Here is a 16,049-nt window from a genome sequence, read left to right as displayed (position 1 = left end):
CCTTGATCAACACCCTTCTCGTGGCGAACCGGGGGGAGATCGCCCGCCGGGTCTTCGCCACCTGCCGGGCGCTCGGCGTGGCGACCGTGGCCGTGCACTCCGACGCGGACGCCGACGCGCCGTTCGTCGCCGAGGCCGACCAGGCGGTCCGACTCCCGGGGAACACGCCGGCCGAGACGTACCTGCGGATCGAGGCGATCCTGGACGCGGCCCGGCGGGCCGGTGCGGACGCCGTCCACCCGGGTTACGGCTTCCTCGCCGAGAACGCCGAGTTCGCCGCCGCGGTGACCGACGCCGGCCTGACCTGGGTGGGTCCGTCGCCCAAGGCCATCGCCGCGATGGGCGACAAGATGGCCGCCAAGGCGCTGCTCGCCGACGCGGGCGTGCCGATGCTTCCCACCTGGACCGATCCCGACCAGGTCACCGACTTCCCGGTGCTGGTCAAGGCCGCCGCCGGCGGCGGCGGGCGGGGCATGCGGATCGTCCGCGACGCCGCCGGGCTGGCCGAGGCCGTCGCGGGGGCGCGCCGCGAGGCGGCGTCGGCGTTCGGCGACGGCACGGTCTTCATCGAGCGGTACGTCGAGCGCGGCCGACACGTCGAGGTGCAGATCTTCGGCGACACCCACGGCACGGTGGTGGCGCTCGGGGTACGCGACTGCTCGATCCAGCGCCGGCACCAGAAGATCGTCGAGGAGGCGCCGGGGGTGCTGCCCGACGGGGTGCGCGAACGGCTGCACGAGGCGGCGGTGGCGGCCGGCCGGGCGGTCGACTACGTGGGCGCGGGGACTGTGGAGTTCCTGCTGGCGCCGGACGGGCAGGTGCACTTCCTGGAGATGAACACCCGCCTCCAGGTGGAACACCCGGTCACCGAGCTGACCACCGGGCTGGACCTGGTCCGGCTGCAACTGCTCGTGGCCGAGGGCGAGCCGTTGCCGGTCACTGCCACGCCGCCCGCCGAGGGGCACGCGATCGAGGTGCGGCTCTGCGCCGAGGAACCGGCCGAGGGCTTCCGCCCGGCCACCGGCACCATGCACCGGTTCGCGATCCCCGGGGTAGTCGCCGAGTTCGGGCCGGCGCGCGGGCTGCGCCTGGACTCCGGCGTGGTGGACGGCTCGACGGTGAGCGTGCACTACGACTCGATGCTCGCGAAGCTTGTCGCCTGGGCGCCCACCCGCACCGAGGCGGCCCGCGCCCTGGCCGGCGCGCTGGCCCGGGCCGAGCTGCACGGCGTGGCCACCAACCGGGACCTGTTGGTACGCGTGCTGCGCAGCCCGGAGTTCACCGCCGCCGACGTGGACACCGGTTTCCTGGACCGGCATCCGGAGGTCTTCGCCCCGCTGCTGCCGCCGGACCAGCTCCCGGTGGCCGCGCTGGCGGCGGCGCTTGCCGGTGCGGTGGCGCGCCGGGCCGCCGCACCGGTGCTCGCCGGCCTGCCGTCGGGTTGGCGCAACGTCCCATCCGTCCCCCAGCTCACCCGCTTCACCGCCATCGAGATCCGCTACCGCCTCTCCCGCACCGGCGCGCTCGCCGAGTGGGAAAGGCGGGGGCCCCTTTTAACGGATTCGGTAGAGGAAGGGGCCCCTATTAACACCGGAGCCGGCGAGCGCAGTGAACCGCAGCCGCGGGTGGAGCTGGTGAGCGCCACCCCGGACCGGGTGGTGCTCGACGTCGACGGGGTGCGGCGCGCGTTCCGCGTACACCGGGTGGGGTCGTCGGTCTTCGTGGACGGCCCGGACGGGGCGGCGAGCCTCACCGAGCTTCCGCGGCTGCCCCTGCCCACCGTGGCCCTGGCGGCCGGTTCGCTGCTCGCGCCGCTACCAGGCGCGGTGACCCGGGTGCACGTCGAGGTCGGCCAGCGGGTCGCCGCCGGTGACCTGCTGCTGACGCTGGAAGCGATGAAGCTCGAACATCAGGTGCTCGCCCCGGCCGCCGGCGTGGTGGCGGAGCTGCCGGTGCCGCCCGGCGGCCAGGTGGAGACGGGCGCCGTGCTGGCCGTGGTCGACCCCGAGGAGGACCCGCAGTGAACTTCGACCTCACCGACGAGCAGGACCAGCTCCGCGACGCCGTCCGGGCGCTGGGACGCAGGTACGGCCACTCCTACTTCGTGTCGAAAGCCAAGGCCGGGGAGCACACCACCGAGCTGTGGCACGAGGCCGGCCGGCTCGGCTACCTCGGCGTCAACATCCCCACCGAGTACGGCGGTGGTGGCGGCGGCATCACCGAGCTGGCGCTTGTCTGCGAGGAGCTGGCCGCGGCGGGCTGCCCGCTGCTGCTGCTCGTGGTCTCCCCCGCCATCGCCGCCACCGTGATCAACAAGCACGGTACGGAGGAGCAGCGCAAACGGCACCTGCCCGGCCTCGCCGACGGCTCCCAGAAGATCGTCTTCGCGATCACCGAACCGGACGCCGGCTCGAACTTCCACCGGCTCGGCACGGTGGCCCGCCGCGACGGCGACGACTGGCTGCTCACCGGCCGCAAGGTCTACATCTCCGGCGTCGACGAAGCCGGTCACGTGCTTGTGGTGGCCCGGACCGAGGACGCCTCCTCCGGGAAGCTGAAGCCGGCGTTGTTCATCGTGCCGACCGACGCGCCGGGGCTGGAAAAGTCGAAGCTGGACATGGAGATCCTGTCCCCGGAGAACCAGTTCCTGCTCTACCTGGACGACGTCCGGCTGCCCGCCGACGCGCTCGTCGGCGAGTCGCTTGAGTCCGGCCTGCCGGCGCTGTTCGCCGGCCTCAACCCGGAGCGCATCACGGTGGCCGCGATGGGCGCCGGCACCGGCCGCTACGCCATCGAGAAGGCATCCGACTACACCGCCACCCGCAAGGTCTGGGGCGGCCGGTCGATCGGCTCCCACCAGGGCGTCGCGCACCCGCTCGCGCACGCGGCCGTGCAGGTCGAGCTGGCCCGCCTGATGATCCACAAGGCGGCCACGCTCTACGACGCCGGCCGCGACCTGGAGGCCGGCGTCGCCGGCAACATGGCCAAGCACGCGGCCGGCGAGGCCGCCGCGCTCGCCGTGGACACCGCCGTCCAGGCGCTCGGCGGGGCCGGCATGACCACCGAGTACGGGGTGGCGACGCTGCTCGGCGCGGTGCGGGCCGGCCGGATCGCCCCGGTCAGCCGCGAGATGATCCTCAACTTCGTCGCCCAACACGTACTCAGCCAGGACAAGTCCTACTAACCGGCGATTATCCGGTCGACACCCGTCACGAGAGGTGGGGAGACTGTCGGGGTGTGGGCGGATGCGGTGGAGCGGGCGGGTGAGCGGCTGTACGCCGTGCTCGCCGGGCACCCGATGCCGTCCGACATGGCGGCGTGCGACCACTGCGTGGACCCGGCGGACGTCGACCGGTTCCGGCGTACGCCGCTGCGCGCGCTGACGCCGGACCAACTCGGCAGCTACCTGTCCAACCCGGGCACCTGGGGTGACGGGAGCGAGCTGCCGCACCTGGCGCCCCGGCTGCTGACCGCCTACGCAGGCGGCGAGATGGTCGACCACTCCTGGCCGGACACGCTGGCCCGCCGGATCGCCCGATACTGGGCGGGCTGGACGCCGGCCGAACGGGACGCGGTCGGGGACTTCTTCCGCGCCTGGTGGCGGTGGACACTGACGTCTTGGCCGTCCACGTACCCGATGGAGGACCTGCTGAACGCGGTGGCCGAGCTGAGGTTGGACCTCGGCCCGTACCTGGCGGACTTCGCGGAGCTGACGGGCGAGGCGCCCCTCCGCCACCTCGCGGGCATCGTGCAATGGTCGGCGCCGGATGAGCCGGCGAGAGGCGAGATGGAGCGTTGGTGGGCCTCCGACACCCCGACGGACCTGCTGTGGGCAGCCGCGGTGGCCCACGCGGGAACCCGCCTCGGCGACGAGTTGGTCGAGGCAGCCGACTTGGCCGACCTGCTCCGCAAGACGCGCTGACCCGACGCAGGCTCGGCGCAGGCTCGGCGCAGATCTTGGAAGCAAACGGCCCCTCGGGGGGCCCTCCGCTTCCAAGATCTATGCGGAGGACGCTTCAGACGTCGAAGGTGCCCGATTTGAGGCCCTGGACGAAGCCGGTCCACCTGGGGGACGTGAAGGACAGCGTCGGGCCCTGGCGGTCCTTGCTGTCGCGGACCATGACGAACTGGGGCGGGGTGGCAACCTCGACGCAGTTTCCTTCGTTGCTGCGCGTGCTCTTCTTCCAGATGAGGCTGGTCATGCCTGGTCCTCCGCGATCGATGCGATGAGTTTGCGGGACTGCGCTTCGGTGAGCGCCAGCTTCTCCATGGCGGCCCACGCCTCCCCGTAGGTGGCCACCTCGCCTGGCTTGTCGAGATAGAGCGCGCCGGTGAGGCTGTCGGAGTAGACAAGTGACGGCTCCGCTCCGCCCTCGAAGTCGAGGATGGTGAATGTACCGCTGGTCATGTTGCCTCGGTGCAGGCCGGCAGCCAAGGGGATCAGTCGGAGCGCGATATTGGGCTGCCTGCCGACAGTGACCAGACGTTGGAGCTGTTCCCGATCCACCTCTCGCCGCAGAACCGCCTCGTCGAGTAGGACGTCGAACTGGGGCGCACGCGGTGCGACTCGGGTGAGCAGCGCCTGACGACCGAGGCGCACGGCCACGCGGCGTTCGATCTCTCCCTGACCCATGTCCGGTCGGGCTGTTTCCAGGACGCGGGTGGCGTATGACTCGGTCTGCAACAGGCCGGGGACGAGTTGCGCCTCGTAGGTGCGGAGGCGAGCGGCGGCGGCTTCCAGTCCGACGTACAGCTCGAACCACTCGGGGATGGCGTCACCGTAGGAGTGCCACCAGCCGCGCCCCTTCGTCTCCTTGGCGAGACCCATCAGCGCCTCGGTCAGCTCCGGTGACGCTCGGTAAATCTTGCACATCGCCTCCACGTCGAGCGAGCGCATCGACGTCGCGCCGGTCTCGATGCGCCAGATCTTCGGAGTGGACCACTCAAGCGCGTCGGCTGCCGCCTTGACCGTCATGCGCGCTTCCTCGCGGAGCTTCCGCAGGTACCGCCCGAGTTGTCGCCTCGGGACTGTCGAACCGGCATCCGTCGTCACTGATCGTTCCTCCTCCGCGACTACACACCGGGCGAAAGCTCCGCTCGATATGTAACACCTGTCGGCCACGCCGAGCAATCGAATACATCGATGCGAAATGCGCTCAGGCGTTTCATCCGAGATGTAATATTGCACATCTTGCCCGGTGAGCGAACGATGACCCTGGGTGTGGTGGTCGGATGACCGTGCGTGGCCCGGCCACCGCGCCCCTCACCTGAGGAGGGCGGATGACCAGGCACATCAGCTACGCGGAATACGTGCTCGCGCTGGCCGAGGAGTTGGCGCGCAAGCACCGTCCGGTGTGGTCGCTGCGCCGGGCCAGGCGGATGTGCTCGTGCGGATCGCCGCTGCCGTGTCGGGTCAAGCAGCGCGTCCTGGTCAACCGGGGACACTGGTGACCGCGCCCGATCCGGTCCTGCCGCCGTGGGCGTGGCCTGCGTGAGGGCCGGTGATCTGCTCCACGTGACGCGCGCCGCCAGCCCGCAGTTCGTCCGGCCGATCTTCTTCCGGCTGATCCGTGAACTCGACTGGACCACCTACGACGGATGGGTCTGGTTGGACGGCTACCAGGTCGACGAACGCGGCGACGCGACCGCCCGCCGTTCCATCTTCGTCCGCAGAGCCGCACTCCGCCCCGCGACGAGTCGCACCCTCCAGATCTTGGTACCGATCCGCCCCTCCGGGGGCGCAGTCGTACCAAGATCGAGGGCGTAGCCGGAAAGCGCGCCGCTCCGCCACCCAGGACGCGGGCGGCGGAGCGGCGGTGTAGCGCGAACTCAGGCGATGGGGAGCTTGTCGAACCTCTCCCACGCGCCGATGGTGGTGCGGTTGGCGATAAGCGGCTTGTTGCCCGCGCTGTCCGCCGACACGTACCCGCCGTTGACAGTCGCCCGCAGGCTGACGGTGCCGTCCGTGTTGTCGACGATGGTGAACGTCTCCCACGCGCCGATGCTGGCGCGGTTGGCGATCAGCGGCTTGTTGCCGGCGCTGTCCGCCGACACGTACTTGCCGTTCACCCGGGCCCGCAGCGCGACCAGGCCGCCGCCCGCGTCGACCAGGTCGAACTGCTCCCACGCGCCCACGCTGTCGCGGTTGGCGATGAGCGGCTTGTTGCCGGCGCTGTCCGCCGACACGATCTTGTTGTTCGCCCGGGCGCGGAACGCCACCGGCGCGGCGGCCACCGGCGCGCCGGTGAGCTGGGTGAGCGTCGGGTAGTCCCCGTTGAACACGTTCTGGCTGTAGTTCGCCGGCTTGCTGGCGTCACCCGGGGCGTACTGCCAGATGGTCTCCGTCGACCAGCCGGCCGGCAGCGGCGGCCGGGTGGCGGTGTAGCCGGCGATGTCGAGCGGGTGGTTGCCGAAGGAGGCGTCGTTACCGGTGCACGGGTTCCAGTAGTTGGCGTTCGTGTAGATCATCACCGGCCGGCCGAAGCGAGTCTGGAGCTGGTCGGTGAAGGCGCGGAGCCAGGCCGACGTCTCGGCGGGGGTCAGGCCGTAGCAGGTGGGTGCGCCGTTCCAGTACGGCCACTCGACGTCGATCATCGGCACGAGCGTCTGGGCGTCCTTGGCGAACCGCGCGTTGTCGGCGAAGAAGTTGGCCTCGACGATCGGGTTGCGACCGTCCGGCCGGGTGAAGTGGTAGGCGCCGACGAGCAGCCCGGCGGCCTTCGCGGCGGCGTAGTCCTCGGCGAAGTAGGGGTTGAGGTAGGTCTCCCCCTCGGTCGCCTTGACGTAGGCGAACTTGTAGCCCTGGGCGGCCAGCGCCGGCCAGTCGATCGGGCCCAGGTTGTGGTCGTGGCTGGCGACGTCCACGCCCTGGATGGTGTAGCCGGCCGGGACGGCGGCTTTCGCCGCGACGGAACTGACACGTGCGCCCGGCTTGGCGCCGGCGTTCGCCCGGCCGTCGCCGTCGGAGGTGGTGCCGGCCGCACCGGCGGGCGCGGCGGCGCCAAGCGCCGCGCCGAGCACCAGCCCGGCGGCGGCCAACGTCGAGATCCATCGTCGTGACATGGGGCCTGACTCTAATCCGCGACAGTGGCCGCGCGTTGCCCCGTGAACGCCGTCGTGGGCCCGGGGTACGGCGGGTGCCCGATCACCCGTCGTACCCCGGGGGTCCTCAGCGGACGGTGAGCGTGCCCACCGCGGGCCGTGGGCCGGCCACCGGCGGGAGCCGCTTCGGCTCGCCCCGGCGGGGTACGCCGGCGCGGGCCAGCTCGCTCTTGGACGCGTCCACCCGCTTCGCCGTCGAGTCGTCCTGGAACGGCTGCGAGTCGCCGACACAGAGCGTGTCCCGGGCCGGCAGCTCACCGGTGCGCAGGTACGCGTCGATCCGGCTGGTCACGCACGTCGAGGTGCCGTACGCGGTGTGTCCCCAGCTGTCGCTGCTCAACAGCCGGCTGTTCGGCAGCAGCGCGGCCGAGCCGACCGCCCCCTGATAGTTGGTCGCCGGGTCCCAGTAGTTGCCGACCACAAGCACCGGGGCGGCGGTGGTGCGGTTGAACGGTCCGGTCCAGGCGTCCTCGTCGCGTACCGTCCAGGTGTTGCGGGCGCAGGCGGAGGTGCCCCAGGCCCAGGCCCGCCCGAAGTACGGCGCGCGCCGGTCCTCCCGGGCCGCCAGCGCCGGCCAGGCGTCCGCGCTCTTCGGGTGGTACGCGTCGGTGCACTCCACGGTCAGGTACGTCTCCTGCCCGTTCTGGTACGGGAAGTCGTACCCCCGCTGCCGCCGGGCCTGCGCGGCGCGGGCGGCGAGCGCCCGGCGGGCGGTCGCGGCGGCGGCCCGGCGCGCGGCCGGGTCGGTGGCGGTCAGCAGCTCGGCGGTCAGCTCCACGAGGTCTTCCCAGCCGTACGGGTCGTAGAGCGAGCTGAGCGTGGCGCCGACGAAGTCGGCGTAGCTGACGGTGAACGAGCCGTAGTCCGGGTCGTCGATCACTGCCGGTTTCACGCGCAGCCGCTTCGCCACGGTGTCGTACCCGGCGACCGGGTCGCCGCCCGACGCCAGCCTGCACCGCCCGGCGCCGGCTCTGCCGCACCTGACGAGGATTTCGCGCAGCGCCCGGTAGGCGCCGTCGGCGCTGCGCAGCCGGGTCTCCTGGACCTGCTTGCGGGCCTGGCCCTGGCCGACCCAGGCGTTCGGGTCGAGCACGCCGTCGACGACGAGCGCGCGGAACCGGTCCGGGTACATGTTGGCGTAGTACTGGCCCAGCGCGGTGCCGTAGCTGAAGCCCAGGTAGCTGAGCTTCCGGTCGCCGACGGCCCGACGCAGCACCTCCATGTCGCGGGCCACCTCGGCGGTGGAGGCCGCGCCGGTGAGCGGCCTGCCGGTGGTCGAGCACGCCCTGCCGACGGTCTTCGAGGCGGCGACGTACGCCTTCTCCTCGGCCTTCGTCCACGGGAAGAAGACGTTCAGCCCGGCGTACGCCCGGGTCTGGTCCTTCACCGAACGGAAGCACTTGATGTTGTCGCTGGCCGCCACGCCGCGTGGGTCGACGCCTACGACGTCGAAGCGGTCGAGCAGGTCGTCGCCGAGGAAGTAGGGCGCGGCGAGCGCGAGGTCGGTGCCGGAACCGCCCGGGCCGCCCGGGTTGACGAAGAGGCTGCCGATCCGGTGCTGCTGGTCGCGGGCCCGGACCCGGAGCAGCGCGATCTCGGTGGTGGCGCCCTTCGGGTGGTCGTAGTCCAACGGCAGCCGGACGGTGGCGCACTGGGCGTACTCGTAGCAGGTGTACCAGTCGAGCTTGGGCGTCGGCACGCGGTCCACCCGGCGCGCCTCGACCGCGCTTGTGCGGTCGTACGGCGGCGGCTGCGGGGTCGCCGCGGCGGGTGCGGCGGCCGGTCCGGCGAGGAGAATTCCGGCGATCCCGGTGGCGGCGAGGGACCGGACTGCACGTGGCATCTGGCTGCCTTCCGATGGGGAACAGTTCAGTCGAGGAGTTCTCGACCTCAGTCACTCTGTGGAGTGGCAGCTACACACTGTGTGCCCCGGGCGTGGGCCGACGCGGCAAAAGGCCAAGGGATGTAACGATATTTTCTCGATCGACACTTTTCGGGATCCGATATGGAACACCAGGTGACGGGAAACCGTCTCGGGCCAGCGGTTGACAGGTCGACCCGCTGGGCCATGCTTGTCGGGTGAGTTCGTACCCGAAGTCCGATGCGCGGGTGAAGGCCGTCGTGGCGTCCCTGGCAGCGGTGGCGGCGCTGGCGACACTTGTGGTGTGGCGACCACCGGGCATCCTGTCGGTCGTCCTGGCCCTGACCTGCGTCGTGCTCGGCATGATCGCCGGGGTGACGATCACCGCGGTCCGGCAGTCCGGCGGCGTCGGTGAGCCTCCGCCGGCCGAGACCTGGCCGCGCCCCGACCCCGGATACGGGTACGGAGTGGACGCCGACACGCTCGAGGCGATCGACCCGCGTGCGGTGCGGAACCTGCGGACCCCGGCCGCCCACCCGGTCGACGCGGACACGCTGGAGACGCTCGACCCGAGGTCGGTGCGGCAGCAGCAGCGGGCCGGGAACGGGCTCAGCGACCGGTGAGGGTGGGGCCGGCGAGCGCGTTCACGCCCTGGCCGGCCAGGCAGCGATAGGTGCGGTCGGGCTCGGCGGCGGGCGGCGGCAGCACCTCCAGGTTCCACCCACTCGCCGGTTCGACGCCGCTGACCGCCCGGAACGTGCCGACGTTGCACACCTTGCGGACGGCCGGGTCGGCGGCGACCGCGTGGTGCGCCGCCCCGGCGAGCCCGACCGGCAGGTCACCCGCGGCGTACGTCTCCCAGGTATGCTGGCCGTCGCACGGCACCCGGCTCGCCTCGGCCCGGTCGCGGCGCAACCGCACCGGGCCGTAGCACTCCAACTCGGGCGCGCAGCGCGCGCCGGCCGGGAGCCGGACGTCGGCGGACGCGCACCCGGGCGACGGAGCCGCCCCGGCCACGCCTGTGGTCACCGGCGTCGGTGACACCGCCGACTGTGGTCCGCCGCCCAGCCAGGCGCCCGCGCCGGCCGAGGCCGCGAGCGCGAGCACGCCGGCCCCGCCGAGGAACCAGCGCCTCGGCCAGCGCCAGCTCCGCGTCGGCACGGTCGGATGCTCGTCCTCGACCGGCGGTCGCGGGCTCGGCCCGCCGGGGCGGCCGTACGGGCCACCGCCGGGCACGCCGCCGCTCGGTGCGCCGGGGTCGAGCGGAAGCGCGGCGAGCATGCCGCGCAGTTCGACGGCGGAGGGGCGCTCGCCCGGATCGTTCGACATGCCCAGGCGGAGCACGTCGATCAACTCGTCGGGCACCCCGGGCAGGCCGGGGATCGGTTGCTGGAACATCTCCAGCACGGTGACCAGGCTCGGGTTGCGTTCGGACTGCCAGCGCGGCGGGCGGCCGTGCATCACCGCGTAGAGCGTGGCGCAGAGCGCGTAGACGTCGACGGCCGGGCTCGGTGGACTGTGGCTGAACATCTCCGGCGGCGCGTACGCCGGGGTGAGCACCTCGAGCGTGACCGAGGCGTCGCGCACCTCGGCCAGCACCGCCAGGCCGAAGTCGGCGAGCACCGCCGAGTTGAACTCGGAGTGCAGGATGTTGGCCGGCTTGACGTCGCGGTGCAGCACGCCTGCCGCGTGCGAGTGGACAAGCGCGTCGGCGATCTTCACGCCGAGGTCGCGGGTCTCCAGCGGGCCCAGCGGCGAGGTGCGCATCCGCTCCGCGTACGAGCCGTCGCAGAGTTCCATGATCAGGTAGGGGTGCTGGTCGACGGTGACCCCGACGTCGAAGAGGTCCACCACGTGCGGGTGCGACGACATCCGACCGGCCGCGCGGGCCTCACGCAGGAAGCGGGCCTGGTCGCGCTCGCTGTCGAGCGTCCGGTTCTCGACCTTGACGGCGACCTCACGCCCGACCGAGATCTGGGTGGCCCGGTAGACGGTGGCGTAACCGCCCCGGGCGAACACCTCCAGATCGGTCAGGCCGGGCACGATGGGCAGCCGCAGGGCGCCGGGCGGAGTCTCGGTCACGGCTCGAAAATACCCAACGGTCCCGGTCGGTCAGCGCGCCGCGTCGGACGCCGGCACCGGGACGGACCCGGCCGAGCCGGCCGGTCGCACCGATCGACGGGCGTCCCACCACAGGCCGGCGGCGGTCGCGAGCGCGCCCAGCCCCTCCCACGCGGCCACCCCGAAGAACCGGTCCGGCGCCACGTCGGAGAGCACCGCGATGGTGAACACGGTGAACGTGACAAGTCGGAACCAGACCGTGAAGCGGTAGAACGGCCGCCACTCGGTGGCGACCGCGAGCAGGTAGTAGACGCCCATGTTGAACGAGGCCATCGAGGACGCGGTGAGGAACGTCCCGGTGTAGTCGCCCGGGCCACGTTCGGCCGGCACCTCGAAGCCGAGCAGGCGTAGCTGCGTCTCCGGCCAGATCAGACCCAGCGCGCCGAGAAGCAACGCGAGGAGCCCGAACACCGCGATCGTCCAGCCGGCGCCGGAGCGCGGCAGCCTCATCGTTCCTCCCCCAGCGGCGATCGCGCACGCGCACCGCCGCCCCAAACTAACCGGCCGCACCGACGAGCACATCCCCGGAACCGGCAGAACCGCGATTGTCGTCAGCCGGCGGCGAGGCGGGCCCGCAGCGCGTCGGCCACGGCCCGCTCACTGCGCTGCTCGGTGGCGTACGCCAGGCGTACCGCCTCCTCGGCGCTCGCCGTCGCCTCCACCGCACGCCCGTCGGCCGCCAGCGCCTCGGCCAGGACCATCCGCGCCACCACCTGACTGCGGACGTCCTCGGCCGGGGCGGCAACCGCCCGCCGCGCCCAGTCCAGCGCCTGCTCCCGCTGGCCGTGGGCGAGCAGCGCGCTCGCGTACCTGGCCATCGTCTGCCGCCGGGAGAACAGCAACGACGGCGCGTTCGCCGCCCCGGTGGCCACCGGGGCGAGCAGCCCCACCGCGGTGCCCGGGTCACCTGCCGCGACCCGGGCCATGGCGAGCAGCACCCGCGGCGCGACCTGGGCCGGCGCCTGCGGGTTGTGCGGCTCCACGCTTGTCAGCACCGACCGGGCCTCCCGTTCGGCGGTCTCGCAGTCGCCCATGTCCAGCGCGACGAAGCCGCGCAGCGTGCCGGCCATCCCGGTGAGCAGCGGATGGGTCGTGCGGTCGGCGAACTCGAGCGCGTCGCCGAACAGGTCGGCGGCGTGCTCCGGCTCGCCCAGGCCGCGCGCCACCACGCCGCGCACCACGAGCGCGAAGCCCTGCCCCCAGTCGTCTCCCACCGCCGCGAACTCCCGGTACGCGCGCCGGGCCGCGCGGTCCGCCTCGGCCAGGTCGCCCAGCTCGGCCGTGGCGTACGCCTCGACCGCCCGCAGCGTGCCCACCGCCCACGCCTCGCCGACCCGCTCCCCGAACGGCAGGAACACGTTCGCCAGCCGGCACGCCTCCCGCAGCCGACCGGCGAGCAGCCGGGCGAACGCGGTGGTGCCGCGCAGCCAGGCCCGCCCGTACGGGTCCTTAAGCTCGGCGAAGAGCCGGGCGGCCCGGCCGAGCACCGCGTCGGTGCCGGCGAAGTCGCCCCGGGTGGTGGTCACCCAGGCCAGGTTCTGCAACGACCAGGCCTGCCCGCGCGGGTCCTTCGCGGCGAGGCTGACCTGGTAGGAGGCGGCCAGTCGGCTGCTCGCCTGCCCCAGCCGGCCGGCGACGAAGTCGGCCATGCCGAGCCGGCGCATCGCCGAGGCCCGCAGGGTCGGCAGGCCGGCGTCGGTGGCCACCTGCAACGCCTCGGTGTAGCTGGCGTCGGCCCGCTCGACATCGCCAAGGGTCTGCTGCGCCTGACCGGCAAGCAGCAGCGCGGCGGCCCGGGTGTCCGGTTCGCCGGCGTTCGCGGCGATCTTCTCGGCCGAGGCGAGCGCGTCTGCCGGGCGGCCGATCTGGAGCAACGCCCGGGCGTGCACCACCCGGTCGGCCGGGGGCAACCCGCCCCGGGCCAGGTCGGCCGCGCGCTCGGCGTACTCGACGGCAAGCGCCGGCTCCCCGACGCGCAGCGACCGGCGGGCGGCCCGGCCCAGCGCGGCCACGCCAAGCGGGGCGACCGCCCGGGCCGGCGCGTCCGGGCGGAGCTTGACCGCGTCGGCGAGCGCGTTCGCCCGCTCGACGTGCGCGGCGACGAAGTCGTCCCGGGCCGCCTCGGTGAACCCGCCCGCCGGGACGCCGGCCGGGGCCGCGCTCTCCGGCGCGGCCCAGCGGGCCAGTGCGGCGTGCCGCTCGGCCAACTCGGCCTTGCTCACCCCGGCGTACGCGGCCTCCCGCATCAGCGGGGTGGCGAAGGCGAACCCGGTGCGGGTGCGGTGCAGCATCCGGCGTTGCAGCAGTTCCTCGACGGCCCGGTCCCACTCGATCTCGGCCACCGCGGCGGGCCGCCCGTCCCGCCCGGCCCGCTGCTCCCGCAGCGCCTCAAGCGCGCCGGCGACCGCGGTGTCGCCGACGACCGCGGCGTCGCGCAGCACCGAGCGGGCGTCCGGCGGCAGCGCGTCGATGCGCGCCGCGAGGACGGCGGCCAGGTCCCGGGAGAGCAGCCGGCTGCCGAGCGAGCCGGGGGTCAGTCGCCAGGCCACGTCCGCGCCGCGCCCCGCGCCGGCGGTCAGCGCACCACGCTCCATCAGCAGCGTGACCAGTTCGGCCAGGTAGAACGGATTGCCCTGGGCGGTGGCGAGCAGCCGGTCCGTGTCGGGCTGGGGCAGCCGACCGCCGCCCAGGTAGCTGGTGAGCAGCCGCGCCGCGTCCGCGCCGCGCAACGGCGGCAGCGCGTGCACCTCGGCGTCCGCGAGCCGGGTCAGCACGCCCGCGGTCCGCACCAGTTCGGGGCGGCCGAGCAGCAGCACCAGCACCGGCCCGGCCAGCCGGTTGAGGGCCAGCGCGAGCGCCTTGACCGTCTCGGCGGTGGCGTCGTGCAGGTCGTCCACCACGATCACCATGGGCGCCTCGCCGGCGAGCGCGTTGAGCAGGTCGGCGACCGCGTTCGGCACCGCCTCGGCGTCCGTGGGCGGGGCGGCGGCGTTCCACTCGACGCTGTCCGCGGCGGGCGGGAGTTCGGCGTACCCGAGCAGGGCCAGAAGCTGGTCCACGGCGATCTGCGGCGGGTCGCCGGGGAGCCGGGCGAGACGCTGGCCGAGCCGGCGCAGCCGCTCCTCGACGGCCGGCCGGGTGACCGCTGTCGCCGCGTCGCTGGGCAGGCCGACCGCGGCGCGGACCAGGTCGGCCAGGGGCGCCAGCCGGCGTCGCTCGCCGAACGCGGCGCAGCGGACCGAGAGCACCCGGGCGCCGGTGTGCGCCGCGTACCGGCCGGTGCCGACGTCGTAGCCGGCGGCGAGGCGTTCCACCTCGGCGGCGAACCGGGACTTGCCGATGCCCGCCTCGGCGGTCATCAGCAGCACCCGCGGCTCGCCCCGGTCGATCACCTCGGCGAGCCGGCCGGCGACCCGACCGATCTCGGTCTCCCGGCCCACGTAGGGCGCCTCGTCACCGAGACCGGACCGGGTGCCCGGGGCGTCCAGCAGACCCAGCAGCTCGTACGCCTCGACCGGCTCGCGCTTGCCCTTGAGCCGCAGCGGGCGCAGCGCCCGCCAGGAGGCGACGTGCCGGGTCGCGGCGGAGGTGCGTGCCCCGGCGTAGATCGCGCCGACCGCGGCGGCGTCGGCGAGCCGCGCGGCGGTGTTCACCGTGTCGCCGATGACCGTGTATTCGATCGCGGCCTGGATGCCGGCGATCACGTCCCCGGTGTTGAGCCCGACCCGCAGGCCCAGCGGCGCGCCGCCGCCCCGCTCGTCGTCGAGCACCCGGCGGACGGCCCGCTGCATGGACAGCGCCGCCCGGACGGCCCGCTCGGCGTCGTCCTCGTGCGCGACAGGCGCGCCGAAGACCGCCATGATCCCGTCGCCGGTGAGCTTGTCGACGTGCCCGCCGAACGTCTTGACCGCGCCGGCCAGGGCGGCAAGCACCCGGTCGGTGACCGCGCCGACCCGTTCCGGGTCCAGGTCCTCCGACCAGGAGGTGAACTCGGAGAGGTCACCGAAGAGCACGGTGACCACCCGGCGCTCGGCGGCCGGCAGCGTGGCGGCGGCCGGCAGCGCCGCGCCGCAGTTGTGGCAGAACTTCGCGCCGGGCACGGCGACGGTCCCGCACACCGGGCAGGTCACGGCTGTTCCACCCCGAGGTGTTCGAGCTGGGCGCGGACCGACCACTCGGCGGCCCACCACAGCGACCGGTCCACGTCGGCGTAGACCACGGCGACCACCTCGGCCGCGGTGGTCGCGCCGGCGGCCACGGCGGCGCGCACCTGGTCGAGCCGGGCCCGCCGGTGGGCCAGGTAGGAGTCGGCCGCCGCGCCGCAGTCGGCGAGCGCCGGGCCGTGCCCCGGCAGCGCCGGAATCCCCCGGTACGCCGACAGCAGTTCCAGGCTCGACAGGTAGTCACCGAGGTGCCCGTCGGGGTGCGCGACCACTGTGGTGCCCCGGCCGAGGATGGTGTCGCCGGTCAGCACCGCCGGCTGGTCGTCGTGCTCGACCAGGAGGCAGACCGAGTCGGCGGTGTGCCCGGGGGTGGGCAGCAGCCGGATGCCGAGACCCGGGTCGGGCAGGGTGGCGGCGGTCAGCGGCTCCCCACCGATGGTGTGGGCCGGGTCGGCGGCGAGCACCGGCACGCCGCCGAGCAGCTCGCTCAGCCGGGGCGCGCCCTCGGTGTGGTCCGGGTGCCCGTGCGTGATCAGCACGAGCCCGATCGGCCCGTGCGCCGCGATGGCGGCCAGGTGGCCCTCGTCGGCCGGCCCGGGATCGACCACCACGGCCGGCGCGTCGGGGGCGGGCCGCAGCACCCAGGTGTTCGTCCCGTCGAGCGTCATCGGCCCCGGGTTGGGGGCGCGGAGCAGCGTCACCCACGGCGGCAACCCATCCGCCAGCGCCCCTGCGGCCCCCGTCACACGCCCACCCATGGCAGCGATCGTACGACCCCGCCGGCCATCCACCGCGATCTTGCC

Annotated in this window: 14 protein-coding genes; 6 read left to right on the top strand and 8 right to left on the bottom strand. The window is 73.6% G+C overall.

Annotated elements, in window-relative coordinates:
* The first annotated feature begins 2 nt into the window (after positions 1 to 2).
* From SM450_RS13620 to SM450_RS13610, 3 genes are read left to right on the top strand one after another with little or no spacing between them, the layout of a single operon-like run.
* A complete protein-coding gene (locus SM450_RS13620) occupies positions 3 to 2,024 on the top strand; it encodes an acetyl/propionyl/methylcrotonyl-CoA carboxylase subunit alpha (RefSeq protein ID WP_474620103.1) in 2,022 nt (673 codons plus the stop codon).
* Positions 2,021 to 3,184, top strand: a complete 1,164-nt coding sequence (locus tag SM450_RS13615) for an acyl-CoA dehydrogenase family protein (RefSeq protein ID WP_474620102.1) — start codon at positions 2,021 to 2,023, stop codon at positions 3,182 to 3,184. Before SM450_RS13620 ends, SM450_RS13615 begins: the two co-directional genes overlap by 4 nt.
* Before the next feature lie 51 nt (positions 3,185 to 3,235).
* A complete protein-coding gene (locus SM450_RS13610) occupies positions 3,236 to 3,922 on the top strand; it encodes a hypothetical protein (protein ID WP_474620101.1) in 687 nt (228 codons plus the stop codon).
* A gap of 94 nt (positions 3,923 to 4,016) precedes the next feature.
* Here SM450_RS13610 and SM450_RS13605 read toward each other — a convergent pair whose 3' ends face one another.
* Both SM450_RS13605 and SM450_RS13600 read right to left on the bottom strand, forming a co-directional pair.
* Positions 4,017 to 4,202: a DUF397 domain-containing protein gene (locus SM450_RS13605; protein ID WP_474620100.1), complete on the bottom strand. Its 186-nt coding sequence runs from the start codon at positions 4,200 to 4,202 to the stop codon at positions 4,017 to 4,019.
* Positions 4,199 to 5,053 (bottom strand): helix-turn-helix domain-containing protein, encoded by an 855-nt coding sequence (locus SM450_RS13600; protein WP_474620099.1) that lies wholly within the window; start codon positions 5,051 to 5,053, stop codon positions 4,199 to 4,201. Before SM450_RS13600 ends, SM450_RS13605 begins: the two co-directional genes overlap by 4 nt.
* A 227-nt stretch (positions 5,054 to 5,280) precedes the next feature.
* On the opposite strand from SM450_RS13600, the gene SM450_RS13595 reads away from it, so the two are divergent.
* Both SM450_RS13595 and SM450_RS13590 read left to right on the top strand, forming a co-directional pair.
* Positions 5,281 to 5,451 carry a hypothetical protein gene (locus SM450_RS13595; RefSeq protein ID WP_474620098.1) on the top strand — a complete coding sequence of 57 codons (171 nt, stop codon included), beginning with the start codon at positions 5,281 to 5,283 and terminating at the stop codon, positions 5,449 to 5,451.
* Positions 5,452 to 5,482: 31 nt separating this feature from the next.
* Entirely contained in the window at positions 5,483 to 5,767 is a 285-nt protein-coding gene (locus tag SM450_RS13590; protein ID WP_474620097.1) for a hypothetical protein, read from the top strand.
* 62 nt (positions 5,768 to 5,829) lie between these two features.
* Here SM450_RS13590 and SM450_RS13585 read toward each other — a convergent pair whose 3' ends face one another.
* Positions 5,830 to 7,062 (bottom strand): GH25 family lysozyme, encoded by a 1,233-nt coding sequence (locus SM450_RS13585; protein ID WP_474620096.1) that lies wholly within the window; start codon positions 7,060 to 7,062, stop codon positions 5,830 to 5,832.
* A gap of 106 nt (positions 7,063 to 7,168) precedes the next feature.
* Positions 7,169 to 8,944, bottom strand: a complete 1,776-nt coding sequence (locus SM450_RS13580) for an alpha/beta hydrolase (RefSeq protein WP_474620095.1) — start codon at positions 8,942 to 8,944, stop codon at positions 7,169 to 7,171.
* A 236-nt stretch (positions 8,945 to 9,180) separates the two neighbouring features.
* Between SM450_RS13580 and SM450_RS13575 the strand changes: the two genes are divergently transcribed.
* Complete coding sequence (locus tag SM450_RS13575; RefSeq protein ID WP_474620094.1) at positions 9,181 to 9,585, top strand: hypothetical protein; 405 nt, start codon at positions 9,181 to 9,183, stop codon at positions 9,583 to 9,585.
* On the opposite strand, the gene SM450_RS13570 is transcribed toward SM450_RS13575, so the two are convergent.
* The 4 genes from SM450_RS13570 to SM450_RS13555 form a co-directional block, all read right to left on the bottom strand.
* Positions 9,572 to 11,044 carry a serine/threonine-protein kinase gene (locus SM450_RS13570; RefSeq protein WP_474620093.1) on the bottom strand — a complete coding sequence of 491 codons (1,473 nt, stop codon included), beginning with the start codon at positions 11,042 to 11,044 and terminating at the stop codon, positions 9,572 to 9,574. The two genes, SM450_RS13575 and SM450_RS13570, sit on opposite strands and share 14 nt — an antisense overlap.
* A gap of 30 nt (positions 11,045 to 11,074) precedes the next feature.
* Positions 11,075 to 11,533: a hypothetical protein gene (locus tag SM450_RS13565; RefSeq protein WP_474620092.1), complete on the bottom strand. Its 459-nt coding sequence runs from the start codon at positions 11,531 to 11,533 to the stop codon at positions 11,075 to 11,077.
* 101 nt (positions 11,534 to 11,634) lie between these two features.
* Positions 11,635 to 15,213 carry an adenylate/guanylate cyclase domain-containing protein gene (locus SM450_RS13560; RefSeq protein WP_474620091.1) on the bottom strand — a complete coding sequence of 1,193 codons (3,579 nt, stop codon included), beginning with the start codon at positions 15,211 to 15,213 and terminating at the stop codon, positions 11,635 to 11,637.
* On the bottom strand, positions 15,210 to 16,004 hold the full coding sequence (locus SM450_RS13555; RefSeq protein ID WP_474620090.1) for an MBL fold metallo-hydrolase: 795 nt from the start codon (positions 16,002 to 16,004) through the stop codon (positions 15,210 to 15,212). The genes SM450_RS13560 and SM450_RS13555 overlap by 4 nt, the downstream gene beginning before the upstream one ends.
* Positions 16,005 to 16,049 lie beyond the last annotated feature (45 nt).

Source organism: Micromonospora marincola, from assembly GCF_056150385.1.
Note: the sequence above shows the minus strand (reverse complement) of the source record. Positions and strands in the feature narration are given on the sequence as shown.

Excerpts from the sequence above, each read along its gene's own strand:
- SM450_RS13605 (WP_474620100.1), bottom strand. The coding sequence starts at position 4,202 with ATGACCAGCCTCATCTGGAAGAAGAGCACGCGCAGCAACGAAGGAAAC.
- SM450_RS13595 (WP_474620098.1), top strand. The coding sequence starts at position 5,281 with ATGACCAGGCACATCAGCTACGCGGAATACGTGCTCGCGCTGGCCGAG.
- SM450_RS13585 (WP_474620096.1), bottom strand. The coding sequence starts at position 7,062 with ATGTCACGACGATGGATCTCGACGTTGGCCGCCGCCGGGCTGGTGCTC.
- SM450_RS13555 (WP_474620090.1), bottom strand. The coding sequence starts at position 16,004 with ATGGGTGGGCGTGTGACGGGGGCCGCAGGGGCGCTGGCGGATGGGTTG.
- SM450_RS13580 (WP_474620095.1), bottom strand. The coding sequence starts at position 8,944 with ATGCCACGTGCAGTCCGGTCCCTCGCCGCCACCGGGATCGCCGGAATT.
- SM450_RS13565 (WP_474620092.1), bottom strand. The coding sequence starts at position 11,533 with ATGAGGCTGCCGCGCTCCGGCGCCGGCTGGACGATCGCGGTGTTCGGG.